Raw genomic sequence first — 26,398 nt, forward strand, 5'->3', positions numbered from 1 at the left:
GAGTCCTTCCCCCAAGCCGGCGCTTGGGGGTGCCCCCACCACACGATGATTGGGTAGCCAGTGCTTCTGAAAACCTTCGGCTGGTCGTTCGCGATCACCGCGATCGGTCTGGTCGCAGCGGCCTTCTACGGGGGGTGGACCGCCTTCGGCATCGTGGCGATCCTGGCCGTCCTGGAGATCTCGCTGTCCTTCGACAACGCGGTGGTCAACGCCGGGATCCTGAAGAAGATGAGTGCCTTCTGGCAGAAGATCTTCCTCACGGTCGGTGTCCTGATCGCCGTCTTCGGTATGCGTCTGGTCTTCCCCGTCGCCATCGTCGCCATCAGCGCCAAGATCGGCCCGATCGACGCGGTCGATCTCGCGCTGAACGACAAGGACAAGTACCAGCAGCTGGTGACCGACGCCCACCCGTCGATCGCCGCCTTCGGTGGCATGTTCCTGCTGATGATCTTCCTCGACTTCATCTTCGAGGACCGGGACATCCAGTGGCTGCGCTGGATCGAGCGCCCGCTGGCCAAGCTCGGCAAGGTCGACATGCTGTCGGTCTGCATCGCCCTGATCGTCCTGCTGATCACCTCCTTCACCTTCGCGGTCCACGCCCACCAGCACGGCGGCGGCCACGCCGACAAGGCGCAGACGGTGCTGATCTCCGGCATCGCGGGTCTGGTCACCTACATGGTCGTCGGCGGACTCTCCGGCTTCTTCGAGGACCGGCTCGAAGAGGAGGAGGAGCGCACCCACGAGGAAGAGGAGGAGGCCGAGCGGACCGGCAAGAAGAAGCCCGCCGTCGTCCTGGCCGGCCAGGCCGCCTTCTTCATGTTCCTCTACCTGGAGGTCCTGGACGCGTCGTTCTCCTTCGACGGCGTCATCGGGGCCTTCGCCATCACCAACGACATCGTGCTGATGGCGCTCGGTCTCGGTATCGGCGCCATGTACGTCCGTTCGCTGACGGTCTACCTGGTCCGCCAGGGCACCCTCGACGACTACGTCTACCTGGAGCACGGCGCCCACTACGCGATCGGCGCCCTCGCCGTGATCCTGCTCGTCACCATCCAGTACCAGATCAACGAGGTCATCACCGGTCTCGTCGGTGTCGTCCTGATCGGCTGGTCCTTCTGGTCGTCGGTACGCCGCAACAAGGCGCTCGCGGCCGCCGAGGGAAAAGGGACGACCTCGGACGAGAAGGCTGAGGTCTCGTCCGGGGTCTGACGGGCCCCCGTCCCGGGGCAGGGTTCGCCTCCCGGGCGCCGGCGCCGGTGTCGCGTCCCGTCGGCCCGCTCGCCCCTGAGGCGGCGCCGCGCGGGTGTGAACCGGGGCCGGGTGAGGGAACGCTCTGAACGGGGCGGCTGTCGGGGACCGGTCCTCACGGCCGCCCCGCCGCATATCGAGGCAGCATGGGGGCGGGATCGGCAATGGGCTTCTGGGACGAGCTGTGGCGCGGGCGCACGACGGACTTCGACTCCGGCAGCGCGGCCACCAACTCCATAGAACTGACCAAACGCAACCACACGGTCTCGCTCACCAAGCAGGGCGCGGCCACCGGCAACCTGCGCATCAACCTGTCCTGGCGGATGCGCACCTCCGACATCGGCCGCGACCAGCAGCGCGGCAGTCTGCTGCGCCACCCGCTCAAGATCTTCAAGCCGGACGTCGTCCAGGCGCACACCCAGAGCATGGTGAACGTCGACCTCGACCTGGGCGTGCTGTACGAGCTCACGGACGGCACCAAGGGCGTGGTGCAGCCGCTGGGCGGCCTCCTCGGCGAGATCAACGGTCCGCCGTTCGTGAAGCTCAGCGGCGACGACCGCTTCGGTTCCGGGTCGGGCGAGACGGCCTACGTCAACCTCGACCACCGCGACGACATCAAACGGCTGCTGGTCTTCGTCTACATCTACGACCAGACGCCCGCCTTCGACCGCACGCACGCCGTCATCACGCTCTACCCGAGCAACGGCCCGAGGATCGAGATCGGCCTCGACGAACGCCATCCGCAGGCCCGGTCCTGCGCGGTCGTGATGATCGAGAACAACAAGGGCGAGATCACCGTGCGCCGCGAGGTGAAGTTCGTCTACGGCTTCCAGGCCGAACTCGACCGGCTGTACGGCTGGGGACTGCAGTGGGGGCGGGGGTACAAGTCCAAGGTCGACCGCTGAGCACGCCGTGCCGTCGACGACCGGGCACGCCACGAGGTGCAGCGCCTCCGCCGGACCGGTCCTGGGACCCGCCGCGGAGCGCCGTCCCGGCCGGACGGCACCCCGCGGTACGCCTCAGCGGCCGACGAACTGGGGACCCTGCGGCGGCAGCCGGAAATCCGGGTCGGGCAGCGTGCCGACCGCCTGCGGGAACCCGTACGCCGGCGGAACGGCGGGCGCCGTCTGCGGCTGCGGATAACCGTAGGCCGGCCGGCTCACCGGCTGGGGATAGCCGTAGGCGGGCTGCGCGGGTGCCGTCTGCGGCTGCGGATAGCCGTACGCGGGCTGCTGGGGCACCGGAGCGGGCTGTTCGGCCGGCAGCGGCACCGAGGTCTCCGGCGACGTCACCGGGACGGCCCAGTCCGCCGCCTCCGGTACCGCCCCGGCCGCAGCCTCCGGCTCCGACTCGTCCACCGTGATCCCGAAATCGGAGGCCAGCCCCTCCAGCCCGTTCGGATAACCCTCACCGAGCGCCCGGAACTTCCAGCCCGTACCGCGCCGGTACAGCTCGCCGCAGATCAGCGCCGTCTCCGTACCTGTCTCCGGCTTGATGTCGAAGTACGCCAGCGGTTCACCCTCGGCACCGGAGGCGTCGTACAGCAGAATGCGCAGGGACCGTACGCGGTCGAAGGAGACCCCGTCCGCCGATGCGACCAGCAGAATCTGTCCGACACCGGGCTCGACACCGGCCAGATCTGTCTGGATCGTGTCGGTGAGGCCCTCGGTGACGCGCTTCTTGCCGAGCCGCCACACCTTGCCCGAAGGATGACGGGGCTGGTTGTAGAAGACGAAGTCCTCGTCGGATCGCACACGACCGTCGGGACCGAGGAGCAGAGCCGAGGCGTCGACGTCCGGAACACCCTGCCCGGGCGTCCAGCGCAGCACGGCACGAACCGCTGTGGCGTCCAGCGGGATGTTCGACCCCTTCAGCATCGCGTGCGTCATGCGGTCATCCTGCCCTCTCGGTCCTGGTCACGACAACGCGGGGGTGAGCATTCCCGATCGGAACGTGAGGGCAACCGACATGGCCGAGTTACCTGAACTTCACGCCGGGTGGGAACCCCTGACATGCATTTGTACGTACTATTACCGGCCACATCCCGTAGATCCGACTAGCCGCCATGGGGGAGTCTCATGCGTCATTTCGGGCACATCGCTCCTGAAGAGCGGCAGCGTCTCTTCTACCGCGAGCCCTGCGTCTTCACCGCCGACTCCCCGTCCCGCCTGCTGGCGGCGGCCCTGGGAGCCACCCTCTACAGCCCCGCGACCCGGCCCCACCTCGCCGACGACATCCTCAAGCAGGCCGCACGCGGCGTGGTCTCCATGGTGCTGTGCCTGGAGGACTCGATCGACGACTCCGAGGTCCTGGGGGCGGAGCGGAACCTGGTCCGGCAGTTCGCCGACCTCGCCGCACGGCCCACGGCCGAGCTCCCGCTGCTGTTCGTACGGGTGCGCGAGCCGGAGCAGATCCCGGACCTCGTGCAGCGGCTCGGCGCGTCCGTACGGCTGCTGTCCGGATTCGTACTGCCGAAGTTCACCGAGGAGCGGGGTGTCCCGTTCCTGGAGGCGCTCACCGCGGCCGAGGCCGCGAGCGGACGCCGGCTGTTCGCCATGCCGGTCCTCGAATCGCCCGGCCTGCTGTACCTGGAGAGCCGCCGCGAGACCTTGGCGGGCATCTCCCGGGTCGTCGACAAGTACCGCGAGCGCGTCCTCGCGCTGCGCCTGGGCGTCACCGACTTCTGCTCGGCGTACGGGCTGCGCCGAGCGCCCGACATGACCGCTTACGACGTCCAGATCGTCGCCTCCGTGATCGCCGACGTGGTGAACACGCTCGGCCGCGCCGACGGCACCGGCTTCACGGTGACCGGACCGGTCTGGGAGTACTTCCGGGTCCAGGAACGCATGTTCAAGCCGCAGCTGCGCCGCAGCCCCTTCCAGGAGGGCGAGGTCGAGGAGCTGCGCCAGTCCCTGATCGAGCACGACATGGACGGACTGCTGCGCGAGATCGCCCTCGACCGCGCCAACGGACTGCTCGGCAAGACCTGTATCCACCCCTCGCACGTCCCGGCCGTGCACGCGCTGTCCGTCGTCAGCCACGAGGAGTGGAGCGACGCGCAGGACATCCTGCGGCCCGAGCGCGGCGGCGGGGGTGTGCTGCGGTCGGCGTACACGAACAAGATGAACGAGGTGAAGCCGCACCGCGCCTGGGCCGAGCGCACTCTGGAGCGCGCCGAGGTGTTCGGCGTCGCGAACGAGGACATCGGCTTCGTGGAGCTGCTCGCCGCCGGGCTCCCGGCCTGACCGGGCCGCGCCGACACGTACGACCTCGCAGACTAAGGAATTGATGGACAACGTGGTGTGGACGGGGACCTGGGTCGCGGAGCGGCTCGGCGTCGAACTCGTCGGTGACGACAAGCTGGGCGACCTGCTGGGACTCGCGCTGCGGCGCAACCCCCGGCGGGCGCATCTGCTGGTCTCGAACGTGCTGGGCAAGCACGTCCCGCAGTCGCCGTCCGTGGTGTACGGGTACGGGTTCGCGCTCGGCCGCCGTGTGCGGGAGCTGCTCGGCACCGAGGACGCCCGTGCGGCCGTCGTCCTCGGGTACGCGGAGACGGCCACCGGGCTCGGCCACTGCGTCGCCGACGGGGTGGGCCTCGCGCCGTACCTCCACTCGACCCGCCGCCCCGTCCCGGGCGTCACCCCGGCGGGCGGTTTCGAGGAGTCGCACTCGCACGCCACGTCCCATCTCCTGCTGCCGCAGGATCCCCGTCTGCTGGCCGGGGACGGTCCGCTGGTCCTGGTCGACGACGAGTTCTCGACCGGCAACACGGTCCTCAACACCATCCGTGACCTGCACGCCCGCCATCCGCGCGAGCGGTACGTGATAGTGGCGCTGGTCGACATGCGGTCGCCCGCCGATCTCGGCCGGCTGGAGGACTTCGCCCGGGAGATCGGCGCGCGGGTGGACCTGGTCGTCGCGGCGAGCGGCACGGTGAAGCTTCCGGAGGGCGTACTGGAGAAGGGCCAGGCACTGGTGGCGGAGTACGAGTCCGCCGACCGCGGCGACGCCGGATCCGCGCCGGGACGCGCACCGGCGCCGGACGAGATGCCCGCGCCGGGACGCGGACAGGCCCTGGACGAGGTGCCCGTGCCGGGACACCCGCCGGCCCCGGGTGACGATTCGGCGTCCGGGACGGGCGTGGTGGCCGAAGACGACGCCGGCCGTCCCGTCCCGACGACACCCGCCGACGCGCCGTCCGCGCGGGAGCGGGAGGCGACCGCCGGGGAGCGGCCGGACCCCGCCGCCACCCCGGCCCCGTCCGACCACCCGCCCCGGGCGGCCGGGCGCGCCCCGCACCGCCGGGCGCACCCGGCCGCCACCCGTGTCGAGCTCGGCTGGCCGCGCGGCGTCCCCGACGGCGGCCGGCACGGCTTCACGCCCGGACACCGCGTCCGTCTGGACGGCGCGCTGCCCGCCATGGCCGCGCGGATCGCCGAGGCGCTGCCGCCCGGCGCCCGCCGCGTGCTGGTGCTCGGCTTCGAGGAGCTGATGTACGCGCCGCTGAGGCTGGCCAGGGAACTGGAACAGGTGGTGGCCACGGAGGTGCGCTACTCCACGACCACCAGGTCCCCGGTGCTCGCCCTCGACGACCCCGGCTACGCGATACGCACCCGCCTCGTCTTCCCGGCCCACGACCACCCGGACGACGGCCCCGGCGAGCGCTACGCCTACAACGTCGCGGGCGCCGGCTTCGACGCCGTCGTGGCCGTCGTGGACTCCGCCGCCGACACCCCCGAGCTGCACGCCCCCGGGGGACTGCTGGCCGGACTCGCCGACCACACCCCGAGTGTCCTGCTCGCCGTGGTCCCCTCGTACGTCCCCGCACGGCCGTCCACCGAAAGGCCCTCCATGCTGCCCGAGCCCCTCCGCGGCCCCGCCTTCTCCTCGTACGCGCCGGACGAGGTCGGCTGGCTGCTGCGGGATCTCTCGGACGTGACGCTGGAGGCGCCGACGGAGGAGCGCGAGGAGGCGATCCAGAGCGGCGGCGCCCACTACGCCGAGTCGCTGCCCGTCGAGTACCAGCCCAGCGACCAGTACCAGGAGCTGTTCCGCGCGGCCCTGGACACCTCGGCCGCCCGCATCGCACAGGCCGTCGGCGCCGTCACCGAACTGGTGCTCGCCGAACGTTCCCGCTCCCCGCTCGGCCCGGACACCTCCGCCCCACGGCCGGTCCTGGTGTCGCTGGCCCGCGCGGGAACCCCCGTCGGCGTCCTGATGCGCCGCTGGGCCCAGTACCGCCATGGCGTCGACCTGCCGCACTACGCCGTCTCCATCGTCCGCGGCCGCGGTATCGACCCCAACGCACTGCGCTGGCTCGCCGCCCACCACGACCCCGCCGACGTCGTGTTCGTCGACGGCTGGACGGGCAAGGGCGCGATCACCCGCGAACTCGCCCAGGCCGTCGAGGAGTTCGAGGCCGCCGAAGGCATCACCGGCTTCGACCCGGAGATCGCGGTCCTCGCCGACCCGGGCTCCTGCGTACGGACGTACGGCACCCGTGAGGACTTCCTCATCCCGTCCGCCTGCCTCAACTCGACCGTGTCCGGGCTGATATCGCGGACCGTCCTGCGTTCCGACCTGGTCGGCGAACACGACTTCCACGGCGCGAAGTTCTACCGCGAACTCGCCGGCTCCGACGTCTCCGCCGAGTTCCTGGACGCCGTCGCCGCCCACTTCCCCGACGTCGCCGAGGCGGCCTGCGCCCAGGGCAAGGAACTCCTCGCCGGCGACCGTACCCCCACCTGGGAGGGCTGGGCGGCCGTCGAGCGGATCAGCGAGGAGTACGGGATCCACGACGTGAACCTCGTCAAGCCGGGCGTCGGCGAGACCACCCGGGTACTGCTGCGCCGGGTCCCCTGGAAGATCCTGGCCCGCGCGGGAGCCGGCGCCGACCTCGACCACGTACGGCTGCTCGCCGAGCAGCGCGGGGTGCCCGTCGAGGAGGTCGCCGAACTCCCCTACACCTGCGTGGGGTTGATCCATCCGAAGTACACGCGCGGCGCGACCGGCGCCGACGGCAGGGCGGTGGCGGTCTGATGTCCGCGGCGAAAGCGCTCGTCGCCAGCGATCTCGACCGTACGCTCATCTACTCCGCCGCGGCCCTCGGGCTGACCATGCCGGACGCACGGGCACCCCGGCTGCTCTGCGTCGAGGTGCACGAGAGCAGACCGCTGTCCTACCTGACCGAGACGGCCGCCACGCTGCTCCAGGAACTCGGCGACACGGCGGACTTCGTGCCCACCACGACCCGTACCCGCAAGCAGTACCAGCGCATCAACCTGCCGGGTCCCGCCCCGAAGTACGCGATCTGCGCCAACGGCGGACACCTGCTCGTCGACGGCGTGTCCGACCCGGGGTGGCACGCGCGGGTGACCGCGCGGCTCGCCGCCGAATGCGCTCCGCTGGCCGAGGTGCGCGCGCACCTGGAGGCCACCGCCGACCCGGCCTGGGTCCGCAAACACCGCGTCGCCGAGGACCTGTTCGTCTACCTCGTCGTCGAGCGCGAACTGCTGCCCGAGGAGTGGGTGAAGGATCTCGCGGTCTGGGCGGAGAACCGCGGCTGGACCGTCTCGCTCCAGGGCCGCAAGATCTACGCCGTTCCGAAGCCGCTCACCAAGAGCGCGGCGATGCGCGAGGTCGCCCGGCGTACCGGTACGACCCTGACCCTCGCCGCCGGTGACTCCCTCCTCGACGCGGACCTGCTGCTGGCCGCCGACCGGGGCTGGCGTCCGGGCCACGGCGAGCTGGCCGAGGCCGACTGGACCGGCCCCGCGGTCACGGCGCTCCCGGAGCGGGGTGTCGCGGCGGGCGAACGGATCCTGCGGGAGTTCCTGACCGCCTGCGAGCGCCAAGGCCCGGTCTGAGGAAGCGACGGCGGTCCCGGGGGCGACGCTCCCGGGACCGCCGGACAAACGTGAAGACTTCCTGAGAAAAGGGGAGTCAGCCGCAGCAGCCTCCGCCGCAGCAACCGCCGCCGCCCCCGCCTCCACCACCGCTCGGGCGCGGCGCCGACGCCCCGCCGCCCGTCGCGACCGCGACCGTGGAGAGAAGTTTCACTGTGTCGTCGTGCCCGGCGGGGCAGGCCGCGGGGGCAGCGGAATCCGCCATCGGGCGGCTCAGTTCGAAGGTGTCGCCGCAGGTCCGGCAGCGGTACTCGTAGCGAGGCATGTGCCCAGGTTAGCGGGCTGATGGTGAGGATCGCAGTGTTCCGTGATCCGGCTTTCCGGCGGCGACGGCGGGGACCGGAAACAGTCAGTTCACGGTCGATTGCGGCAGGCCGACTTGAGCTCCGGAACTTTTCTGTCTCGTTCCTGAGCGAAGAGATCGTATTAGTCGCTGATAATTTAAGAGGGCCGCGACGAGCCGCAAGGTCGGGGAGGGGGGCTCGCAGCCGCATGTGCGGCCGATGCATCTGCCCGCGCGCGCAATTCCGAAGTGCGGAGGGAGACGCAGTCGTGACCGAGGCATGGCATCGCATGGATGTCCCGCATCCTCTGGGCCGTCCACGCGCCGGAGCCCGCCATGGCTGAACCGGACGACCACGGCCGCGCAGGCCGGCGCGAGGGCGAGCCGAAGAACCCCGCGGGCCGACGCACGGGGAACGAGACACCCGCCGAGGAGACCACGCAGCTGCGCGTACCGCCGCGCCCGGAGCGTCCCGCGGAGGAGACCACCCAACTGCGGGTGCCGCCCGCCGAGGAGACCACCCAGCTTCGAATACCGCCGCGCGCGGAGCGTCCCGCCGAGGAGACCACGCAGCTTCGTATACCGCCGCGCGCCGAAGTCCCCGACGAGACGTCCGCCGAGGAGTCCCCGGACGCGGAGGAAGAGACACAACAAGCCGATCGAGGGGCGAATTCACGCCATCGTGGCTCCCGTCGCCGGCCCGTGCAGTCCTCCGCCCTCGCCGGGCGCCTCGCGCCTCTCGCCCGCCGCGTGAAACCGCAGTACCCCCGGCCGGGCCGTACCGGCTGGCGGCGCTGGGTGCCCTCGTGGCGACAGTGGCTGGCGGCGTGGGGGCTGGCCGTCGGCCTGAGCGCCTCGCTGCTGGCCATCGCGTACGCCGCCACGGACATCCCCAAGAACCTGAACACCTATGCCACCCAGCAGGACAATGTCTACTTCTGGTCGGACGGGACGCCCATGGCCCGCACCGGATGGGTGCAGCGGCAGGCGATGCCGCTGAAGGACATTCCCGAGCAGGTGCGCTGGGCCGTGCTGGCGGCGGAGAACGAGAGCTTCTACTCCGACCCGGGCATCTCCCTCAAGGGCATCAGCCGGGCCCTCGTGCGCACGGTGGGCCAGGGGGACACCCAGGGCGGTTCCACGATCACCCAGCAGTACGTCAAGAACGTCTATCTGACGCAGAACCAGACGGTGACCCGCAAGTTCACCGAGGCCATGATCTCCCTGAAGCTCGACAACAGGATGAGCAAGGACAAGATCCTGGAGGGCTACCTCAACACCAGCTGGTTCGGCCGCGGCACCTACGGCCTCCAGCGCGCCGCCCAGGCCTACTACGGCAAGGACGTGAGCCGGCTCAACGCGAGCGAGGGAGCCTTCCTCGCCTCGCTCCTCAAGGGCGCGGGCCTCTACGACCCCACGCTGAGCGAGAAGAACCACGACCGGGCCGTGGAACGCTGGTCCTGGATCCTCGACCGCATGGTCAAGATCGGCAAGCTGTCGCCCGCGGAGCGCGCCAAGTACACGAAGTTCCCCGAGCCGCTCAAGCAGGGCCGGGTCTACGACACCGGCAAGCAGAGCGACTACCTGGTGGAGCTGGCGACCCAGTACGCCAAGAAGGCCGGCCACATCTCCGACAAGGAGTTCGACCTGGGCGGCTACCAGATCTACACGACCTTCGACCGCAAGCGGGAGACCGCGCTCACCGACGCCGTGGCCAAGGCCCGCAAGAAGGCGCTGAAGAGCGATCCCGCCACGGCGAAGACCGCGCACTACGGAGCCGCCTCGGTCTCCACCGACGGCCGGATCCTCGCCGTCTACGGAGGTCCGGACCACCGCACGCAGGGCTACAACGAGTCCAACGCCACCACCGTCCCGGCCGGTTCGGCGTTCCTGCCGTTCGTCTACGCCGCCGGGCTCCAGCACGGGATCCACAAGACCCGCGACAGCACGGCGGCACCGGTCTCGCCCGAGTCCGTCTACGACGGTGACGACGGCGTCCCCGTCTCCACGCCCGAGGGCCCCTACTGGGACCGCAGCGGCAAGAAGGTCGCCGCCCACAACGACGGCAACAAGTCCTACGGGCCGATCAGTCTGCGCAAGGCGCTGGCCGGGTCCGTGAACGTGCCGTTCATGCAGCTCGGCATGGACACCGGACTGGACAAGGTGCGGCAGACCGCCGAGGCCGCCGGTCTGCTCCCCTCCAGCCTGGGACCGCAGGTGCCCGCGCTGTCGCTGGGCAGCTCCACACCCAGCGCGATCCGGATGGCGAACTCGTACGCCACCTTCGCCGCGGACGGGTCGCACACCGAGCCGTACTCCGTGCGGCGCGTCACCCGCAACGGCTCCGCGGTGGCCCTGGTCACGCCCCGGCCCCACCGCGCGGTACGTCCCGAGGTGGCCACCCAGGTCACCGAGGCGCTCACGGACTCCTTCCGCGAGGCGCATCCCGCCGCGTCCCAGTCCGCGCCGCGGGCGGCCGGGAAGGCCGGCACCACGCACGACGACAAGGCCGCCTGGTTCGTCGGCACGAACAGTTCCGTGTCGACGGCGGTCGTCCTCTACCGCCTGGACCTGACCAAGAGCCTCGAACCGCTGCCGCTCAAGGGGATCGCAGGCACCCCCGACGACGATGTCCCGTACGGCATCTGGGCCGGCGCCATGAGCCCGCTCGGCTGACCACGACGGCCGAGAAGCCGTCCCTCGCTCCGTCCGCCCCCATCCCAGAATGTGCCCCGTATGAACTCGAAGCACAGCAGGCGCCGCCGCCGCGAGCCCGCTCCCGGTTCCGCTGCCACGTCCGCCCGCCAGAGTTTCGTGGCGATGACGGCGTTCCTCGTCGTGGCCACCTCGACGGCCACCTTCCTCGCTCTGCGGGGCTCGGACAGCACCACTCCGGCCGCGTCCGCCGGACGCGGCTCCAGTGCAGCCCCGAAGGCGCCCAAGGAGCCCGTGTGGGACGGGAAGACCAAGGTGCTCGGGGACGGCTCCACGTCCTACAGCGGCCCGCAGAAGGGCGGGTTGAAGCCCGTGCCGCTCAAACCGGGTGAGAAACCGCCCCAGTTCGTCGTGTTCTCCTGGGACGGCGCCCTGCAGGGCGACGACAAGCTGTTCTCCCACTACACGGAGATGGCCAAGGAGTACAACGCCCACATGACGTTCTTCCTGACCGGCATCTATCTGCTGCCCAAGGCCAAGAAGACGCTCTACGAGCCGCCGATGCACTCGCCGGGCTCCGCCGCGATCAGCTACCCCACCGACGAGCACATCCGCACCACGCTGGAGCAGCTCGGCGAGGCGTGGAAGGAGGGCAACGAGATCGGCACCCACTTCAACGGCCACTTCTGCGGTGACAAGGGCGGCGGGGACTGGAGTGTGGCGGAGTGGGAGAGCGAGATCAACCAGTTCTTCTCCTTCGTGGAGAAGTGGAAGACCAACACCGGCTACACGGACCTGCCGGCCCTGCCCTTCGACCCCACGCGTGAGGTCAACGGCGGTCGCGCGCCGTGTCTGGAGGGGCAGCCGAACCTGCTCAAGGCCATGAAGGCCACCGCCAAGAAGTACAAGTGGCGCTACGACGCCAGCTCGGCCGGCCAGTACCAGATATGGCCCACCAAGCAGGAGGGCGTCTGGGACTTCCCGCTCCAGATGCTCCCGTACGAGAACGGCAAGTACCAGGGCCTGTCCATGGACTTCAACTTCCTCTACAACCAGTCCGGCGGCGAGACCACGGGCGACCCCGCGAAGTACCCGCAGTGGGAGCAGGAGACCGTGCAGTCGTACATGGCGGGCTTCGACCGCGTGTACTACGGCAGCCGGGCGCCGCTCTTCATCGGCAACCACTTCGAGGACTGGAACGGTGGCATCTACATGAAGTCCATCGATCAGGTCGTCAAGAACGTCTGCACCAAGAAGGGCGTTCGCTGTGTGTCCTTCCGGGAACTGGCCGACTGGCTCGACGTGCAGAAGCCGGCGACGCTGGCCAGGCTGCGCAGCCTGGATCCCGCGCAGTCACCGGACTGGTCGACGGTGGTGAAGTAGCTGTCGGCCGGTCAACTTACCTTTTCCGTACGGGAGTTGACCCTTCCTCCGGGAAATCTCCCCGGTTTCACCGCAGTTGAACGGGACATGTAAAGATTCTCTGCCCGGCGCCCGGCCGGGGGACCCGAGGAGAATCTTCAGTGAGATCGCAGACGTCGAGCCGCAGCCGCTCGACCGTGCTGATGGCGGTTGCCCTCTCCGCCGTCCTGCTGCCCCTGTCCACCGCCCACGCGGCGAACGCGCCCGTCACCGTCGACCGGGCCACGACCGACGCCTTCGGCCGGATCGCGGACGCCGTGCTGACCGACCGCACGGACGCCCTGCTCGTCCCGGGGACGGTGGCCCCCCGCGCGGCACTGAGAGCGGCCGCGAACGCCGCGGGGACGAGAGGGGTCTCCCTGTCCGCCGCGCTGACGCGCACCGAGGACACCGCGGTCGCCTCCCTGCACGGCACCCGGTCCCGCCTCGCGGCGCTGGGCGAGGCCTACACCGCCGCCGACACCGGGGTCACCGTCGACCGGACCCGGGTGACGGGAAAGCGGGCGACGGCCTGGGTCACCGAGACCACCGTCCTCACCTACCGGAGGATCCGTGGCGACGAGCCCGCCACGACGGGCTTCAGCGCGCACCACGTCCTGACGTTCGCCGCCCAGCCGGACGGCACCTGGAAGCTGTCCGGCCTGCGCTCGACGGACGACGGTCCCCGGCAGGTCAACGAGCCGGTGACCGTCGCCGAGCCCGTGACCGCCACGCCGGCGGGCGTGACCACGATGGCGGTCATCGACGCGCCCAGGGCGGCGACCACGTATCCCGCGCCCGCCGCCGCCAAGAACCTCACCGGCGGCACGTACGACTACGCGGCGATGGCCACGTACGCCGAGAAGTACTGGAAGAACTACAACACCGCCTACCGGAGCTTCAATTCGGCCGGCGGCGACTGCACCAACTATGTGAGCCAGTCCCTGAAGGCGGGTGGCTGGCAGTCGGTGACGTCCTCGGACGAGGACTACGGCACCTGGTACTACGGCACTTCGGGGCAGTCCGACTCCTGGGTCGGGGTGAACGAGTGGTCCTGGTTCACCCAGACCGCACGGCGGACCACCCCGCTGGCGAACGTCTACCAGATGGACGTCGGCGACGTCATGCAGATGGACTTCGACAAGGACGGGTCCAAGGACCACACCATGATCACGTCCTACCGCAGTTCGAGCGGCGTACCGTATCTGACCTACCACGACACCGACACCTACCGCCGGTCGGTGTCGAGCCTCCTCGCGTCGTACCCGAACTCCGCGTACTACGCCTACCGCACCTGATCCGGGCGGTCACGTGACCGCCCGGATCGCGTGGCCTACGGGTCCATGGCCCCGGGATCCCTGCCCCCGGGGCCCGCGGTGCCGGGGTCCTCGCCCTGGCGGCCCAGGGTGCCGGGGTCCTCACCGCGGGATTTCCCGGCGCCGCGGCTCCCGTCTCCGGGACCCATGACACCCGGGTCCTTCCTTCTGGAGACGCCCGCTCCCGGGGTCCCCGGTGCCTCCGGGGTGCTGCGGCCTCGTTGCAGGGCCGTCGCCGTGGCCGACTCGTTCAGGGTCCGGATGCGCTCCTCCCGCTCCACCGTCTCGGGATGGCGGGCCTTCCAGTACGGGTTGTCGTGCGGCAGTGCCGAGCCGACCCTCCCGTACATCCCGAAGAACATCAGCAGGACGCCCACCACGAAGCTGAACAGCACGTTCTGGATGTGGAAGGCGAGGAAGTTGAAGGTGGTGTCCAGCAGCGCCAGGTTCAGGAAGCCGCTGAGGATGAACAGCACGCCGAACACCATGTTCACGGTCGACGCGACGTTCCCGCCGATCACCATGCCCGCGAACAGGATGAGCCCGACGCAGATGGACAGCACACTGAGCGTGCCGTTGGTGTTCAGCCCCACGACGGTGTCCCCGTGGGTGGTGAAGAAGCCGATGTTGTCGGTGAGGCCCAGGATGCCGAAGGCGAGCAGGAACAGGCCCATCAGGCCCGCGCCTATCCGGTAGAACGTGCTCAGCCGGTGATCGACGGGCAGGTGCTCGTCGAGGGCGAAGCGCTTCCTGGGTCCGGGACGAAGTACGTGCGTGGCCATATCCGCCTCCCTCTGCAGCTAGCGGAGGCCGTACGTACCCACCAGCATCCGCCCGCGTGGCCGGGACCGCCACCACAGACCGGCCGGGCCGCGACGGCCGGGCAGCGACGGCCGGGCACAGCGACGGTCGGGCATGGGGCCGGCCCAGGAGTGAGGCAGACCCAGGGGTGAGGCGGACCCGGCCGTCTCAGGCCCCGGCTCCGCGCTCCTCGCGGATCTGGGAGACGACCCGCGCCGCCGCCCCCCGTACCGCCTCCGTCTCGGTCAGGAAGTACCAGAAGTCGGGATGGCGCCCCTCCAGCGCGGAGACGGCGCGGTCCAGGCGGGACACGGCCTCGTCGAGCGGACGGGCGTGTCGCGGGTCCGGCGTGTTGCGGCCCGCCATGGCCAGCCGCTGGGCGTCGCGCAGGGCGAACCGGGTGCGGTCGATCTCCTGCTGCGGGTCCTTGGCGACGGCGTTGAGCCGCCGCAGCCGGTCGCCGGCCGCCGACACCGCCTCGTCGGTGCCGTTCAGCAGCGCCCGCACGGTGGACAGCAGCGAGGTCGCGTCCGGCCAGCGCTGGGCGTCCCGCGCGGCCTGCGCCTCCTTCAGCCTGAGTTCGGCCTGCCGTACGTTCTCCGCGGCCTGGTCGGGTACGTGCTGGAGGTCCTGCCAGCACGCGGCCGTGAACCGGCGCCGCAGCTCGCTCAGTACCGGCTCCACCTGCCCGGCACGGGTGGTCAGCGCCTCGGCGCGGGTGCGCAGCGACACCAGCCGGTGGTCGATCTCGGCGGCCCGCTCCGGCAGCCGCTCGGCCTCCGCGCGCACCGCCCCGGCCTCCCGGGAGACCCGCTCGGCCCGTTCCAGCGTCTCGGGCACGCCGTGCTGTCCGGCTCCCTGGTTGAGCCTGGTCAGTTCGGGTGCGAGAGCGGCCAGGCGGGCGGCGAGATCATCGGCGGTGAGCCCCGAGCCACGGACGCCGTCCAGCGCGTTCGACGCGGCGAGCAGCGCCTGCCGGGCCCGCTCGACGGCCGGCGCGAGGCGGGCCAACTGGGTCTCGGCCTTGCCGAGCAGCGGACCTAGCCCCTGCGCGTACCGGTCCAGCTCGCCCTTCACCCGGTTCAACTCGTCCTTGGCGGCGGTCAGCTCGGTACGGGCGCGCGCGGCGACCGAGGCCTCCAGCTCGTCCCGGTCGAGATCGTGGGCGTCGACGGCCTCGATGTACTTCCGGCTCGCCTCGTCGATGCGCCGCCCCAGCGCGTCGAAGTCGGAGACGGCGCGGCGGGCGGCGGGGGAGTCGTCGACAGCGGTGATCGTCTCGATCGAGATGCGCAGATCCCGCTGGGCGGTGTCCAGTTCGTAGAAGGCGGACGCGGCGGCGTCCTTCGCGGCCTGTGCCTCGGCACGCTGGCTCTCGGAACGTCCGCCGAACCACCGGCGGGTGCCGCCACCGGCGAACGCGCCGGGCAGGACGAGCGCGGCCAGCAGCGGAAGCGTCATGAGGGTCAGCGCGTCACGGTACGCGTGGGAGCGAGGGGCGCGACGGAGGCCACGTGGGCGCACCGGGGGCGCGCCCGACGACGACGGTGTGTGCGGCTCTGAAGATGTCGTCGCCGTCACATCCCTCTCCCGTGCTGTCATCCACCCCGTACCGGTGTCATTCTCCCACCGGTAGAGGACGAACACACGGGCCGAAAGGTTCGCAAGTTCGAGACGCGGGTTCGAATCGGAGCACGGACCGGCGGCTCGATCCTCCGGCCCGGCCGTCGGCTCGGACGGGCAGCTCGAACCCGAGCTACTCCGCGGTCCGTACGGTGATGTTCCCGTCGCCGGTGTGCGCGGAGACGCGGTGGGAGCCGGCCGGGTCGCGGGGCACGGACACGTGCACCGAGCCGTCGTCGCTCCCGGCGGCCACCCGGTAGGCGTGGTGGGGCAGCTCGATGGTGAGGGAACCGTCGCCGCTGCGGGAGTCCACCAGGTCGGGTACGACGCCGAGCCCGAGCCGTACGGAGCCGTCCTCGGTACGGGCGCGCACCCGGCGCGAGTCCACGTCGAGCGCGCTGATCGAGCCGTCGCCGCTGCGCAGGTCCAGCGGGCCGGAGGAGTCCGTCACGCGGACGCTGCCGTCCGACGTACGGATGCTCAGGGCCGCCGCGAAGCCGTTCGCCCGTACGCTGCCGTCGCCGTCGACGACCTTCACGGCGACGCCGGGCGGCACCACGATCCGGTGCTTGGCGCTGCAGTCGGCGATCATGCCCGAGCACTTCATCCGCAGGATGAGCCGGTCGTCCTTCATCGCCCAGGTCACCCGGGGGTCGCCTCCGACGACGACGTGCCCCTCGAACCACCGGGTCACCTCGACCTTGTCCGTACGGGAGCCGGCGACGACGAGTTCGAGCGCGGAGTCGTCGGAGTCGACGGTGAGCGTGCGCCCGTGCAGGGCGAAGGACCGGTGATCCGGGTGCTGGTCGTCCCCGGCGCCGGCGCCGCATGCCGCGAGCGACGCGACGAGGGCCACGACGGCGCCGGTCGCGGCCACTGCCCGAGTACGTGCTGTATGTGCCGTACGTGCTGTACTTCCTGTACGTGCTGTACGTGCCATGAAGATTCATCCCCCTGAGAAGAACGCGACGTGCGCCGGGCCCCTCGGGCCGTTCCTTCGACGCACTTCGACCGTACGGATCCGGGCTCCGCCGGGGGATCCGGGCGGCTGGCGGATCGGGGGTGGGGTTAACCCCCGCCCACCGGCCCTTCCCGACCGGATACGGGTTTGCGGGGCATGCCCCCGGGCAATGTAGGCTGTCGACTCGTCCTGGGCGCGTAGCTCAGCGGTAGAGCGCCGCCCTTACAAGGCGGATGTCGGCGGTTCGAAACCGTCCGCGCCCACCAGTCTCAGGACACGAACAAGGCCCAGGTCAGCCGGTGTGATGCCGGTGATCTGGGCCTCTGTCGTTTCCGGCCGGTGAGGGCCGCCGTGCCACTCACGTGCCAGATGGACCGCGCGGAGGACGCTTCACCTTCCTGATCTGACCGTCCACGTAGTCGGCGATCTCGTGATCGCGCCCGTTGACGAGGTGCTGATAGACCAGCGCGGCCCGCACCGACGAGTGGCCCATCCGTTGCATCAACTCGCGGGTGGTGGCGCCGCCGGTCGCGGCGAGGGTGTTCCCGGTGTGCCGGAGATCGTGGAAGTGGACGTCACCGAGACCGGTCGCGGTGAGCGCGCGGAGCCAGATCCGCCGGAAGTTGTTCCGCCGGAGGACACCGCCGCGGGCCCCGACGAAGACGAGCCCGGTGCGGCCGGCTTCCGCATGCTCCGCCAGGTGGTGCGCCAACTCGGGCACGAGCGAGGCCGGGAACGCCACGGTGCGGACGCCTGCCGCGCTCTTGGGCGCCTTGACCGTGAGGCCGTCGGTCCGGGTCTCGGAGTACGAGCGGCGGACGGAGACGGTACGGGCCTCCACGTCGATGTCCCGACGCTGGAGAGCGGCCAGCTCGCCGAAGCGGAGCACGGCGAACGCGGCCAGGAGGACCAGGGCGCGGCAGTGCGGCGGGACCGCGTCGGCGAGCCGGTACACCTCGGGTACAGAGAGGAACGGCCGCTCGGTGTGGGTGACCGTTCCCGCGCCCTTAACCCGGCACGGATTGCGTTCGATCAGTCCGTCATCCACGGCTGTGTTCATGATGGCCCGGAGGACTTGGTACGCCTTGGAGACGGTGGCCGGCCCGACTCCGGCATCGAGCAGGTCAGTACGCCAGCGCCGTACCTGCGGCGTGGTGATCTCCCGCAGGGGGACAGCGCGGAACGTCGGCAGGATGTGCCGGTTGAGCACGCCGGCGTTGCGCTCCCGCGTGGTGGCCGCGTAGTCACGATCCTTGAACCACGACCGCGCGAAGTCACCGAACGCGATCTTCACGTCGGGGTTCGTCCAGTCGCCGTCGAGGATCTTGGCCTCTTGCTTGACCAGCCAGCGGTCCGCATCGGTCTGCGTCGCGAACGTCGTGTCAGCCGTGCGCATCAGACCGTCCGGGCCTCGGTAGCGGGCCTGGAAGCGGCCGGAGGGCAACTTGCGCACGGACCCGAAGCGGCGACGGCGCCCCTTGGAGTTCGCCATCAGGCCACCGCCTTCAGGCGCGAGGGACGGACCGTGATCGGCTCCACGGTGTGCTCCGTGATGTAGGCGTCCACGGCACTCTCCGGGATTCGGACGTGACGGCCGACCTTCACGAAGGTGATGCGCCGCTCGGCTATCAGGCGCCGGGGGAAGCGCGCGGAGGTGCCGAGCAGTTCGGCCACCTGATCGACGCTGAGGTATCGGTCCTTCATGCGGCGGCTCCTTCCAGGGCGAGTTGGTCGCGTAGGGCTTCGCGGGCGGTCTCGCGGTTGTGCTGGAGGTCGCGGGCGATGGTGGCGGCGAGGGCGGATTCGCCGGGGGTGTGGCCGTGGCCGGCGTACTGCCAGTCGGCCAGGACGAGGACGGTGTCCGGCTCGCGGTCGTCCAGGCCGAGGGCTTCGCGTTCCTGTGCGGCGCGGAAGTCGGCGCGGGCCTGGCGGAGTTCGCCGAGGGTGGTGGAGTAGCGGCGCGACTTGGAGGAGAAGTGGCCGCGAAAGCCGAGCATGTGAGCCCACGCCCACAGGCGCCGTTCGGGGTAGAGCGGATCGAGGTGCTTGCAGGCTTCGATGAGGCGGCGGGTGTGGTCGGGGATCTGGTGGCGGTCGAGTTCGGCGAGTTCGCCGATCCGGCGGTCGAGGGTGCCGGTGTTCTCCGCGGCTTTGGTGGCGTACTTCGCGACGTAGGAGGCGACCGCCTGCTCGGTGATGTCGGAGCCGTCCCCGAACGCCTTCACAGGGCGGACGTCGAGCTGAGTTCCCCACCGGAAGGTGCGCGCCGGCTGCGTGTCGACCGCGGGGGCGGAGACCGAGGTGTAGGAGTGCGCGGCGGCCGCGCGGATGGCGTCGGTGAGCAGGCCGACGCTCGCCCAGGACGGGGGCGGGGTGTCGGGGCCGTCCGCTCCGTCGAGGCGGATCACGGCGTGGAAGTGCAGGGCGCCGCGCTTTTGGAACTCGGCGACTTTGCCGTAGGAGAGCCGGGCCGACTCCTTCAACTCCCGCTGTGACAGGCCAGCGCGGGCAGCAAGTTCGCGGCGGAGCCGGTTGGTGAAGCGCTGCCACAGGTCGCCCGCGTGGTTGTTGAACAGGACGGCGCCCGCGTAGTCGTACGTCTCCAGATCGAGGGCCGTGCCGAGCGCGGGGTCGGCGGCGGGGTGACGGATGCCGCAACGACAGACGCCGCGGTCGGGACGGTTGTGGACGGGGCCGAAGGAGGGGGCGGTGAGGGTGGCGAAGACGCGGGGGTGGTCGCGGACGGTGGAGGGGATGTCGCGGCGGTCGTCTCCGGCCAGGCCCGAACGGATGAGGTGGTAGGTGTCGCCGGCGTACGTCCACGCGCAGGAGGGGCAGCGGGAGGCCCGCCGGTTGCCGCACGCGACCCGCAGCCGTCCGCCCGGCTCGGACTCGGTCGAGTAGTGGTGCAGGGTCTGGCCGGTGGTCTTGTCCTTGGTGAGGGTCCAGCCGGTGAGGTGGATGGGGTCGGCGCAGCCGCCGGTGCGGCGGATCTGTTCGTGCCAGCGGTCGAAGTCGTCGGCCGAGGCCACCCTCAGCAGGTCGCCGAGGGTGACGGGGTCGGTCAGGAGGTTCAGGGTCACAGGACCTCCAGGAGGGCGGTGGCGATCCACTGGGCGACGTTGGCGGGCACGGCGTTCCCGGCCTGTTTGGTCTGTTCGCCGCCGTGGCCGAGGACGGTGTAGTCGTCGGTGAAGCGCTGGGCGCGTAGGTGTTCACGCGGGGAGAGCATCCGGAAGTAGCAGTCCTCGACCTCGACCGGGTCGGGGACACGGTTGTCGGCGGCGAGGACGAGGGCGGCGGATTCGCGGGTGGCGATGGTGTGGAGCGGGGTGCCGGTCGTCGTAGGGCTGCCCTTGCGGTAGGGGATGACGAGTCCGTGGTGGTTGCCGCCGGCGGTGATGGAGGCGAGCGGGTCACCGATGGCGCGGGTGGTCGAGCCGCCCCCGCGGTGCTCGGTGATGAACGCGGCGGGCACCAGGAGGGCTTCGCTGTCGCGGGTGGTGCGGGTCCGCATGGGTGCGGTGACTGGGGACGCGGTGGTGTTCCAGCTCCCGCCGGCCGGGACGAGCAGCGGGGGTGTGGCGATGCCGTCGCCGATGCGGACCGTGCGGGTGGGCAGGGGTGCGGCGAGCGCGGGGAACGCGCGGCCGTCGCCCTGGTCGGCGTGGTTGACGGTGACCACGGACGGCACCCGGTGCTTGGTGAGGCCGAGGCGGATCTTGCGGAGGGTGGAGTCGGCGAGGGGGCCCCTGCCGTGGGCGGCGCGGTCGCCGATCCGGATGCCGGGGTCGTCCCAGTTGATCGCGGAGGCGGCGGGGCGTACGTAGGGTTCGACGATCTGGTGACGGCAGCGGGTGTTGGGGCAGCGGTAGTCGTACTGCTGCCGGTACTTCCCGATCGTGCGGCCGTTGCGCCAGGACTGCACGGCTTCCACGTCGCTCTCGCAGCCCGTGCACCAGGCGGGCGGACGCAGTCGCAGGTTCGGGGCGCGCATGCCGGTGCGGGTGAAGACGATGAAGATTCGGTCACGCCACTGCGGGGCGTGCGGGTTGTCGAGGGTCCCGACGTGGGCGGCGGTGACGGAGATGATCTGGTGGCGGAAGCCGAGGATCTCCATGCCGTGCAGCCACCAGGCGAACAGGGGCCAGGCGGTGGCGAAGCGGGGGACGTTCTCGCAGATGACGGCGTCGAAGTTGTGGACTTCGGCGGCGCGCAGGATGTCGTAGGCCGTCGCGCGGGTGCGTTCCCACGCGGCTGCCTGCATGGGGCCTTCCTGGAAGAGGTCCAGTTGCCCGGCGGAGAGCGGTGCCTTGGGGCGGCTGACGCCGTCGGCGGGGCTGCCCTCGGTGCAGATCGGGGAGCCGACCAGGACGCGGGCCTTGGGCAGGCGCCGCATGTCGTAGTGGTCGAGGTCGACGCAGAGGTGTTCGGCCTCGGGGAAGTTGGCGGCGTGGGTCTCGACCGCGCGGGACCAGTGGTTGGCGCCGAGGACGACGTCGAAGCCGGCGCGGCGGAATCCGTCCGAGTCGCCTCCGGCACCACAGAACAGGTGGATGGACGTGGGCCGGGAAGTGGCAGTGCGACGCATGACCGTCACCGCCCGGCCGGGGAGAGGACGGAACGGCGTGCGGTGAGCGTGCCGGTGCCGTGGCAGGCGGGGCACTGCGCGGTGATGGTCCGCAGGTGGCCGTTCCGGTCGCGGCCGCCGAGGGTGATGGCGGCGGAGGCGAAGCCGTCGCAGTTCGGGCAGATCCGGGACGGCGGGCGGGTGCGGTGCGTCATGCTGGGGGTTCCTTCCGGTTGCGAGATCGGGATGGGGCACGGCTCCCGGGCGGGCGAGACTTGGCGGTTGAGGCCACCCGGGGGCCGGTCAGCGCCGCTTGGAGTCCGCGTTGATGAGCGAGCGGATGACCAGGGCGCAGATGGCGACGGATGCGCCGGTGATGGCGACCGCGAGGAGCATCGAGACCAGGACGGCGCCGACGACCAGGACCACCGCGGTGCCGCTGCCGACGAGGGCGATGACGGCGCCGGGGGTGAGCTGCACGGCCGGCCGTGTCGGGACCGGAGCCGGGGAGACGAACGGGGCGGGAGCCGGGGTCTGCGGGGTGTGCTGGATGACGGCGGTCGGCTCGACGACCGCGGGCGGAGTCACGAAGCCGGTGGGCTGGGGCATGGCCGGGACCTTGGGGCGGAGCATGGCGGGGTTTCCTTTCGTGGGTGGTTACTTGACGGCGGTGTCGATGGCGGGGGCGAGCAGGCTGTCGGCGAGGAGGTAGCCGCCAAGGAGGAGGACGGCGACGAGCCACCAGGGCGGGCGGATGAGCTTCACGCCGAGCCAGCCGACGACGATCAGGGCGAACCAGAGCGGGACCTGCACGGGTGTCTCCTCAGCGGGCGGTGCAGCGGTGGGTGCGGGCGGCGAGCTGGGCGGCGGACTGACTGGAGTAGTCGGCGGACCAGCCGCAGCGGTCGTTGGTGCACACGGCGGCGTGTTTGGTGTGGCCGTGGCGGTCGCGGTGGGTGCCGATCTGCACGGGGCCGATCCGCATCACGGAGTGGAAGTGGTCGCGAGCGGGCATGACGGGTTCTCCCTTCGGGTCAGGTGAGTTGGGCGGCGATGGCGTCGGCGAGGTGCGGGGGGACGCCGAGTCGGGCGCGGAGTGTGTCGGTGTCGATCGGTGATCCGGTGCGGGTGTGGTGGTCGGCGGCGAGTTTGCGGGCGTGGTCGACCAGCGCAGTCGGGACCGGCGGACCAGCCGGAGCAGAAGCGGCGGGGGTGAGAGCGGGAGTGTCCTCGGCTGCGGGAAGCGGTGCCGGTTCGGGCTGCGGTTCGGGGGCGGATTCCCGATCGGCTTCCGGCGCCGGGGCCGAGACCGCGGGGGCCGGCGGATTCGGTTCCGGGTCGTTGGCGGTGTGGGAGTGGGCGAGGAGGGTGCCGCCGAGGAAGGCGAGGGCGGGCCATCCGGCGATGCCGAAGCGCAGCCAGGCCGGGGGGTGTGCGAGGTCGAGGAATCCGGCGGTGGCGACGTTGGCGCCGAGCGAGGCGACCAGGGCGATGAGGAACCAGGACCAGGCCAGCCGGGACGGACCGTCGCTCCGGAGTCGTCGCCAGGCGGCGACGAGGAGCAGGTCCACGGAGATGGGGTAGGCCCATCCTTTCCAGCCGGTTTGTCCGGCGGCGTCGGCGAGTTCGTGGAGGTGGGCGAAGGAGAGGGCTCCGGCGATGACGGCCTGAACGAGGACGGCGTCCACGCGGAACGCGGGGCGGGCCATCACGAGCCGCCGGGGTATTCGGGGCCGTCGGTGGGGTCGTAACCGGGCGGGAACATGCCCGGCGGGGGCTCGGGAAGCGACGCGGCGAGCGACGGGCCGATGGTGTCGATGAACGTGTCGTCGGCGCCGGGCGTGTCCGCGTAGAGGGCCAGGGCGCCGAGCATCAGCACGGTGCGGTGGAAGTCCTCGATGTGCTCACACATAGGGGGCGTTCCTTCCTTCCGGCATGGAGGGGGTAGGGACCCGGCGCGAGACGGTCGCGCCAGCCGGGCAGCAGGAGGGGTCAGGCGGTCGCGGGAGCAGCCTTGGCCAGCGGCTCGGAGGCCAGTGCCGGGGTGCCGGCGACGGGCCGGAACGGCGCGAGGGCGGGCAGGTCCGGGGTGCGGCCGGCGTGCTTGTTGCAGAGGTTCACGGCTTGGCGCAGCGTGGTGTGCGGCGCGCGGATACGGGCCCAGCCGCCGGAGGAGTCGCCGGTCACGGCGATGCCGGGGGTCTCGGTGGGGATCTGGATAGCGGCGAGGACCGCGTCGGGGGCGATGTCTCCGAAGGCCATGTTGGCGGAGGATTCGTCGTTGACGCGGTGGGCGGTGCGGCCGGTGAGCTGGGCCCGGAGCATGGTGATGCCCTTGCCTAGTTCGGAGCCGAAGCGCTGCCCGCAGATCTCCAGATAGATCCCAGCAGCCCGCCCGAGCTGGGCGAGGCGGACCAGGGCGGTGATGATGCGGTCCCGGCGCCTCTCCTCGTCCTTCGTGGCGAACAGGGCGAGTTCGGCGACCTCGTCGACCAGGACCACGATCGGGACCGGGCGCAGGTGGTCGGGGAGGTCCCAGATGTCTGCGGCGATCTCCGCATCCGGCACGTTCACCGTGATCCGCTGCTCGGCCCGGATCACCTGGTAGACGTCTTCCATGTGGGAGACGAGGGCTTCGAGGAGGTCGAGGGCGGCGTTGGGATTGTCGGCGAGCGCGGAGAACCGGCGAGCCAGCGGGAAGAGTTCCACGCCCTGCTTGCAGTCGATCCCGACCAGCGCGACATCCATCGGGGCGAGGCCGGCCACCAGGTTGCGCTGGTAGACGGACTTCCCCGACTCCGTGGCACCGAGCGTGAGCCCGTGCGGGACGGTCCGGTAGTCGCGGTAGTGCACCGCACCGTCCTCGCGTAGGGCGACCGGGACCCGCATCGGTGCCGGATCGGTCTTGGCGGGCATCTGGACCCGCTTGAGGACGTCGTATCCGGTCATCCGGACCTCGACGACCCCGGAGCGCAGTTCACGTGAGGTGACGCCGTACATGGCGAAGGAGTGGCGCAGCCGGTCGCAGGAGGCGGAGACGTCGAAGGCGTCTTGCCCGGGACGGAGCTTGAGCCGGAGCACCAGGCCGGTCCGGGTGGGCCGGAGGCGCAGGATGCGTGGCGCGCGGGATTCGGGGACGGGCCGGTTGGCGAGACGGGCCATGGCCAGGCGCCAGCGCGACGGCGGAACCGTGAGCCCGCAGGCGTCCATCACGGAGGTGTACTGGAACAGGACGCGCACCGCGGCGAAGGCGGCACCGAAGACCAGCCAGTACCAGGCGGGGCGCCGCCACCGCAGGACCAGCGCGGCAGCGATGACCACCACCAGCGCGACCGTTAACGCGGTCATGATCAGGCCGCCTTCGACGTCGAGCCGGCGGCGGCGAGCGAGGTGACGGCGACCGCGCGGAAGGCGATTCCGTGGCGCTTCTGGCCGTTGAACTCGTTCTCCCACGCCGAGGCGACCAGGCCCGTCAGGGCGACGGGGGTGCCCATGGCCAGGTCCTCGGAGACGCCCGGCTGGGGGACGGTGAGCTTGAGGATCTCCACCTCGTCCGGCGTGGAGAACATGACCTCCACCGTCATCAGCGTGACGCCGTCCTTGTCGAGGGCGATCTCACCGGTCCGGCGGTCCTTGACCTTCGGCTGCGGGGCCTTGGCGACCATCACGGTCGCGTTCGTGGTGTCGACGGGAATTTGGCGCACAGCGATTCACTCCTCTATAGAGGCTGGACTCCGTCACTCATGTACATGAGTGACATGAAGAAGAGTGCATGACTCCTGTACATGAGTCAACCCGCCGCGAAAAATAACTCGCGACGGGCTGGGGGGAGTTGAGTGCGCGTCAGTCGACTGCGGGGATCCGATATTCGAAAACGAACTGGTCAGCGGCCATGAGCGTGTCGCAGACCTCGACCACGCGACCCTCGGTCGTACGCGCCTCACGGATCAGATGAATCACGGGGGAGCCAGGGCTGAGAGCCAGCTCCGAGGACTCCGCCTTGGAGGCCGGCCGCCCTTGCAGCGTCTCGACGAACTCCTCGAACTCGTGCCCATGGTCTTCGAGTCGGGCATAGATGCCGCCACCGCCGGGGTTCTCGGCGAACAGCTCGGGGATGTCCTTCACGACGTCCCACGGGAGGTACGACGTCGCCGTCTCGACGGGCGTGCCGTTGCGGAAGTAGAGGCGTCGCCGGGCGAGCACCTGAGTGCCGGCGGGGACCCCCAACCGCTCCGCGGCATCCTCGGGGGCCTCCATCGGGCCGATGTAGAGGACGCTCACCTTGGCCGTGGCGCCGGACTGCGCGGACTCGGCGAGATAGGCAGCTTTGCCACCCTGCCGAAGTGATCGCCGGAAGCGGTCGGAGGACCGATGGCGCACGGGCGGCCGATCCTTCACGATCGATCCCTTGCCGTGCCGTGTCTCGACCAGCCCGCTCGCACGCACCTCGACCATGGCCTTGCGGATCGTGCCGCCTGATACGCCGTAGCGGTCGACCAGCTCGGACTCGCTGGGCACCATGTCGCCGGGCTTGATGACACCGGCCCGAATCTGCTGCACGATCTCGTCGGCGATCTGTACGTAGCGAGGTACGGACCGCTCACCTCCTACTGCTGTTCCCATAGTCCTTCT

The 26,398-nt window shown here is 70.8% G+C and carries 26 protein-coding genes and 1 tRNA gene; 9 read left to right on the top strand and 18 right to left on the bottom strand.

What is annotated here, in order from left to right; genetic code table 11:
* Positions 1–60: 60 nt before the first annotated feature.
* The gene (locus tag GFH48_RS27405) at positions 61–1,209 is read left to right on the top strand and encodes a DUF475 domain-containing protein (RefSeq protein ID WP_153290795.1); all 1,149 of its coding nucleotides are present in this window, start codon (positions 61–63) and stop codon (positions 1,207–1,209) included.
* Between the two features lie 203 nt (positions 1,210–1,412).
* On the top strand, positions 1,413–2,153 hold the full coding sequence (locus tag GFH48_RS27410; protein ID WP_153293133.1) for a TerD family protein: 741 nt from the start codon (positions 1,413–1,415) through the stop codon (positions 2,151–2,153).
* A 114-nt stretch (positions 2,154–2,267) separates the two neighbouring features.
* Here GFH48_RS27410 and GFH48_RS27415 read toward each other — a convergent pair whose 3' ends face one another.
* Complete coding sequence (locus tag GFH48_RS27415; RefSeq protein ID WP_153290796.1) at positions 2,268–3,137, bottom strand: TerD family protein; 870 nt, start codon at positions 3,135–3,137, stop codon at positions 2,268–2,270.
* Between the two features lie 189 nt (positions 3,138–3,326).
* On the opposite strand from GFH48_RS27415, the gene GFH48_RS27420 reads away from it, so the two are divergent.
* From GFH48_RS27420 to GFH48_RS27430, 3 genes are read left to right on the top strand one after another with little or no spacing between them, the layout of a single operon-like run.
* Complete coding sequence (locus GFH48_RS27420) at positions 3,327–4,493, top strand: HpcH/HpaI aldolase/citrate lyase family protein (RefSeq protein ID WP_153290797.1); 1,167 nt, start codon at positions 3,327–3,329, stop codon at positions 4,491–4,493.
* Positions 4,494–4,536: 43 nt separating this feature from the next.
* On the top strand, positions 4,537–7,290 hold the full coding sequence (locus tag GFH48_RS27425) for a phosphoribosyltransferase (RefSeq protein ID WP_153290798.1): 2,754 nt from the start codon (positions 4,537–4,539) through the stop codon (positions 7,288–7,290).
* A complete protein-coding gene (locus tag GFH48_RS27430; protein WP_153290799.1) occupies positions 7,290–8,117 on the top strand; it encodes an HAD family hydrolase in 828 nt (275 codons plus the stop codon). The genes GFH48_RS27425 and GFH48_RS27430 overlap by 1 nt, the downstream gene beginning before the upstream one ends.
* A 76-nt stretch (positions 8,118–8,193) precedes the next feature.
* Here the strand turns inward: GFH48_RS27430 and GFH48_RS27435 are convergent, their stop codons facing one another.
* Positions 8,194–8,421, bottom strand: a complete 228-nt coding sequence (locus tag GFH48_RS27435) for an FmdB family zinc ribbon protein (protein ID WP_153290800.1) — start codon at positions 8,419–8,421, stop codon at positions 8,194–8,196.
* A 354-nt stretch (positions 8,422–8,775) separates the two neighbouring features.
* Here GFH48_RS27435 and GFH48_RS27440 point away from each other — a divergent pair, with 354 nt between their 5' ends.
* The 3 genes from GFH48_RS27440 (at position 8,776) to GFH48_RS27450 (ending at position 13,793) form a co-directional block, all read left to right on the top strand.
* Positions 8,776–11,115, top strand: coding sequence for a transglycosylase domain-containing protein (locus tag GFH48_RS27440; protein ID WP_228120980.1), 2,340 nt, complete (start codon positions 8,776–8,778; stop codon positions 11,113–11,115).
* A gap of 60 nt (positions 11,116–11,175) precedes the next feature.
* Positions 11,176–12,477 carry a polysaccharide deacetylase family protein gene (locus tag GFH48_RS27445; RefSeq protein ID WP_228120982.1) on the top strand — a complete coding sequence of 434 codons (1,302 nt, stop codon included), beginning with the start codon at positions 11,176–11,178 and terminating at the stop codon, positions 12,475–12,477.
* 182 nt (positions 12,478–12,659) lie between these two features.
* Positions 12,660–13,793, top strand: a complete 1,134-nt coding sequence (locus GFH48_RS27450; RefSeq protein ID WP_153293136.1) for an amidase domain-containing protein — start codon at positions 12,660–12,662, stop codon at positions 13,791–13,793.
* A 35-nt stretch (positions 13,794–13,828) separates the two neighbouring features.
* On the opposite strand, the gene GFH48_RS27455 is transcribed toward GFH48_RS27450, so the two are convergent.
* From GFH48_RS27455 to GFH48_RS27465, 3 genes are all read right to left on the bottom strand, one after another.
* Positions 13,829–14,593 (bottom strand): DUF4383 domain-containing protein, encoded by a 765-nt coding sequence (locus tag GFH48_RS27455; protein ID WP_153290801.1) that lies wholly within the window; start codon positions 14,591–14,593, stop codon positions 13,829–13,831.
* Between the two features lie 187 nt (positions 14,594–14,780).
* On the bottom strand, positions 14,781–16,214 hold the full coding sequence (locus tag GFH48_RS27460; RefSeq protein ID WP_194280689.1) for a hypothetical protein: 1,434 nt from the start codon (positions 16,212–16,214) through the stop codon (positions 14,781–14,783).
* Between the two features lie 154 nt (positions 16,215–16,368).
* Complete coding sequence (locus tag GFH48_RS27465) at positions 16,369–17,175, bottom strand: DUF4097 family beta strand repeat-containing protein (RefSeq protein ID WP_153290803.1); 807 nt, start codon at positions 17,173–17,175, stop codon at positions 16,369–16,371.
* Between the two features lie 212 nt (positions 17,176–17,387).
* On the opposite strand from GFH48_RS27465, the gene GFH48_RS27470 reads away from it, so the two are divergent.
* Positions 17,388–17,462 (top strand) — tRNA-Val (locus GFH48_RS27470).
* 92 nt (positions 17,463–17,554) lie between these two features.
* Here GFH48_RS27470 and GFH48_RS27475 read toward each other — a convergent pair.
* From GFH48_RS27475 to GFH48_RS27535, 13 genes are all read right to left on the bottom strand, one after another.
* On the bottom strand, positions 17,555–18,688 hold the full coding sequence (locus tag GFH48_RS27475; RefSeq protein ID WP_153290804.1) for a tyrosine-type recombinase/integrase: 1,134 nt from the start codon (positions 18,686–18,688) through the stop codon (positions 17,555–17,557).
* On the bottom strand, positions 18,688–18,900 hold the full coding sequence (locus GFH48_RS27480) for a helix-turn-helix domain-containing protein (RefSeq protein ID WP_153290805.1): 213 nt from the start codon (positions 18,898–18,900) through the stop codon (positions 18,688–18,690). Before GFH48_RS27480 ends, GFH48_RS27475 begins: the two co-directional genes overlap by 1 nt.
* Positions 18,897–20,273 carry a replication initiator protein RepSA gene (gene repSA, locus GFH48_RS27485; RefSeq protein WP_153293137.1) on the bottom strand — a complete coding sequence of 459 codons (1,377 nt, stop codon included), beginning with the start codon at positions 20,271–20,273 and terminating at the stop codon, positions 18,897–18,899. Before repSA ends, GFH48_RS27480 begins: the two co-directional genes overlap by 4 nt.
* Before the next feature lie 2 nt (positions 20,274–20,275).
* Positions 20,276–21,787 carry a DNA cytosine methyltransferase gene (locus GFH48_RS39775; protein ID WP_153290806.1) on the bottom strand — a complete coding sequence of 504 codons (1,512 nt, stop codon included), beginning with the start codon at positions 21,785–21,787 and terminating at the stop codon, positions 20,276–20,278.
* Positions 21,788–21,792: 5 nt separating this feature from the next.
* The gene (locus GFH48_RS27495) at positions 21,793–21,981 is read right to left on the bottom strand and encodes a hypothetical protein (protein ID WP_153290807.1); all 189 of its coding nucleotides are present in this window, start codon (positions 21,979–21,981) and stop codon (positions 21,793–21,795) included.
* Between the two features lie 88 nt (positions 21,982–22,069).
* Complete coding sequence (locus GFH48_RS27500; protein ID WP_153290808.1) at positions 22,070–22,399, bottom strand: SpdD-like protein; 330 nt, start codon at positions 22,397–22,399, stop codon at positions 22,070–22,072.
* A 24-nt stretch (positions 22,400–22,423) separates the two neighbouring features.
* Positions 22,424–22,579: a hypothetical protein gene (locus GFH48_RS27505; protein ID WP_153290809.1), complete on the bottom strand. Its 156-nt coding sequence runs from the start codon at positions 22,577–22,579 to the stop codon at positions 22,424–22,426.
* 10 nt (positions 22,580–22,589) lie between these two features.
* Positions 22,590–22,781, bottom strand: coding sequence for a mobile element transfer protein (locus GFH48_RS27510; RefSeq protein ID WP_069764280.1), 192 nt, complete (start codon positions 22,779–22,781; stop codon positions 22,590–22,592).
* Between the two features lie 19 nt (positions 22,782–22,800).
* Entirely contained in the window at positions 22,801–23,475 is a 675-nt protein-coding gene (locus GFH48_RS27515) for a DUF2637 domain-containing protein (protein WP_153293138.1), read from the bottom strand.
* Positions 23,475–23,678 carry a hypothetical protein gene (locus GFH48_RS27520; RefSeq protein ID WP_153290810.1) on the bottom strand — a complete coding sequence of 68 codons (204 nt, stop codon included), beginning with the start codon at positions 23,676–23,678 and terminating at the stop codon, positions 23,475–23,477. The genes GFH48_RS27515 and GFH48_RS27520 overlap by 1 nt, the downstream gene beginning before the upstream one ends.
* Positions 23,679–23,758: 80 nt before the next feature.
* Positions 23,759–25,114: an FtsK/SpoIIIE domain-containing protein gene (locus GFH48_RS27525; protein WP_153290811.1), complete on the bottom strand. Its 1,356-nt coding sequence runs from the start codon at positions 25,112–25,114 to the stop codon at positions 23,759–23,761.
* A gap of 2 nt (positions 25,115–25,116) precedes the next feature.
* A complete protein-coding gene (locus GFH48_RS27530; RefSeq protein ID WP_095854622.1) occupies positions 25,117–25,470 on the bottom strand; it encodes an SCO3933 family regulatory protein in 354 nt (117 codons plus the stop codon).
* Between the two features lie 139 nt (positions 25,471–25,609).
* The gene (locus tag GFH48_RS27535; RefSeq protein ID WP_153290812.1) at positions 25,610–26,389 is read right to left on the bottom strand and encodes a GntR family transcriptional regulator; all 780 of its coding nucleotides are present in this window, start codon (positions 26,387–26,389) and stop codon (positions 25,610–25,612) included.
* Between the last annotated feature and the right edge of the window lie 9 nt (positions 26,390–26,398).

This window comes from Streptomyces fagopyri (assembly GCF_009498275.1).
Lineage (GTDB): Bacteria > Actinomycetota > Actinomycetes > Streptomycetales > Streptomycetaceae > Streptomyces > Streptomyces fagopyri.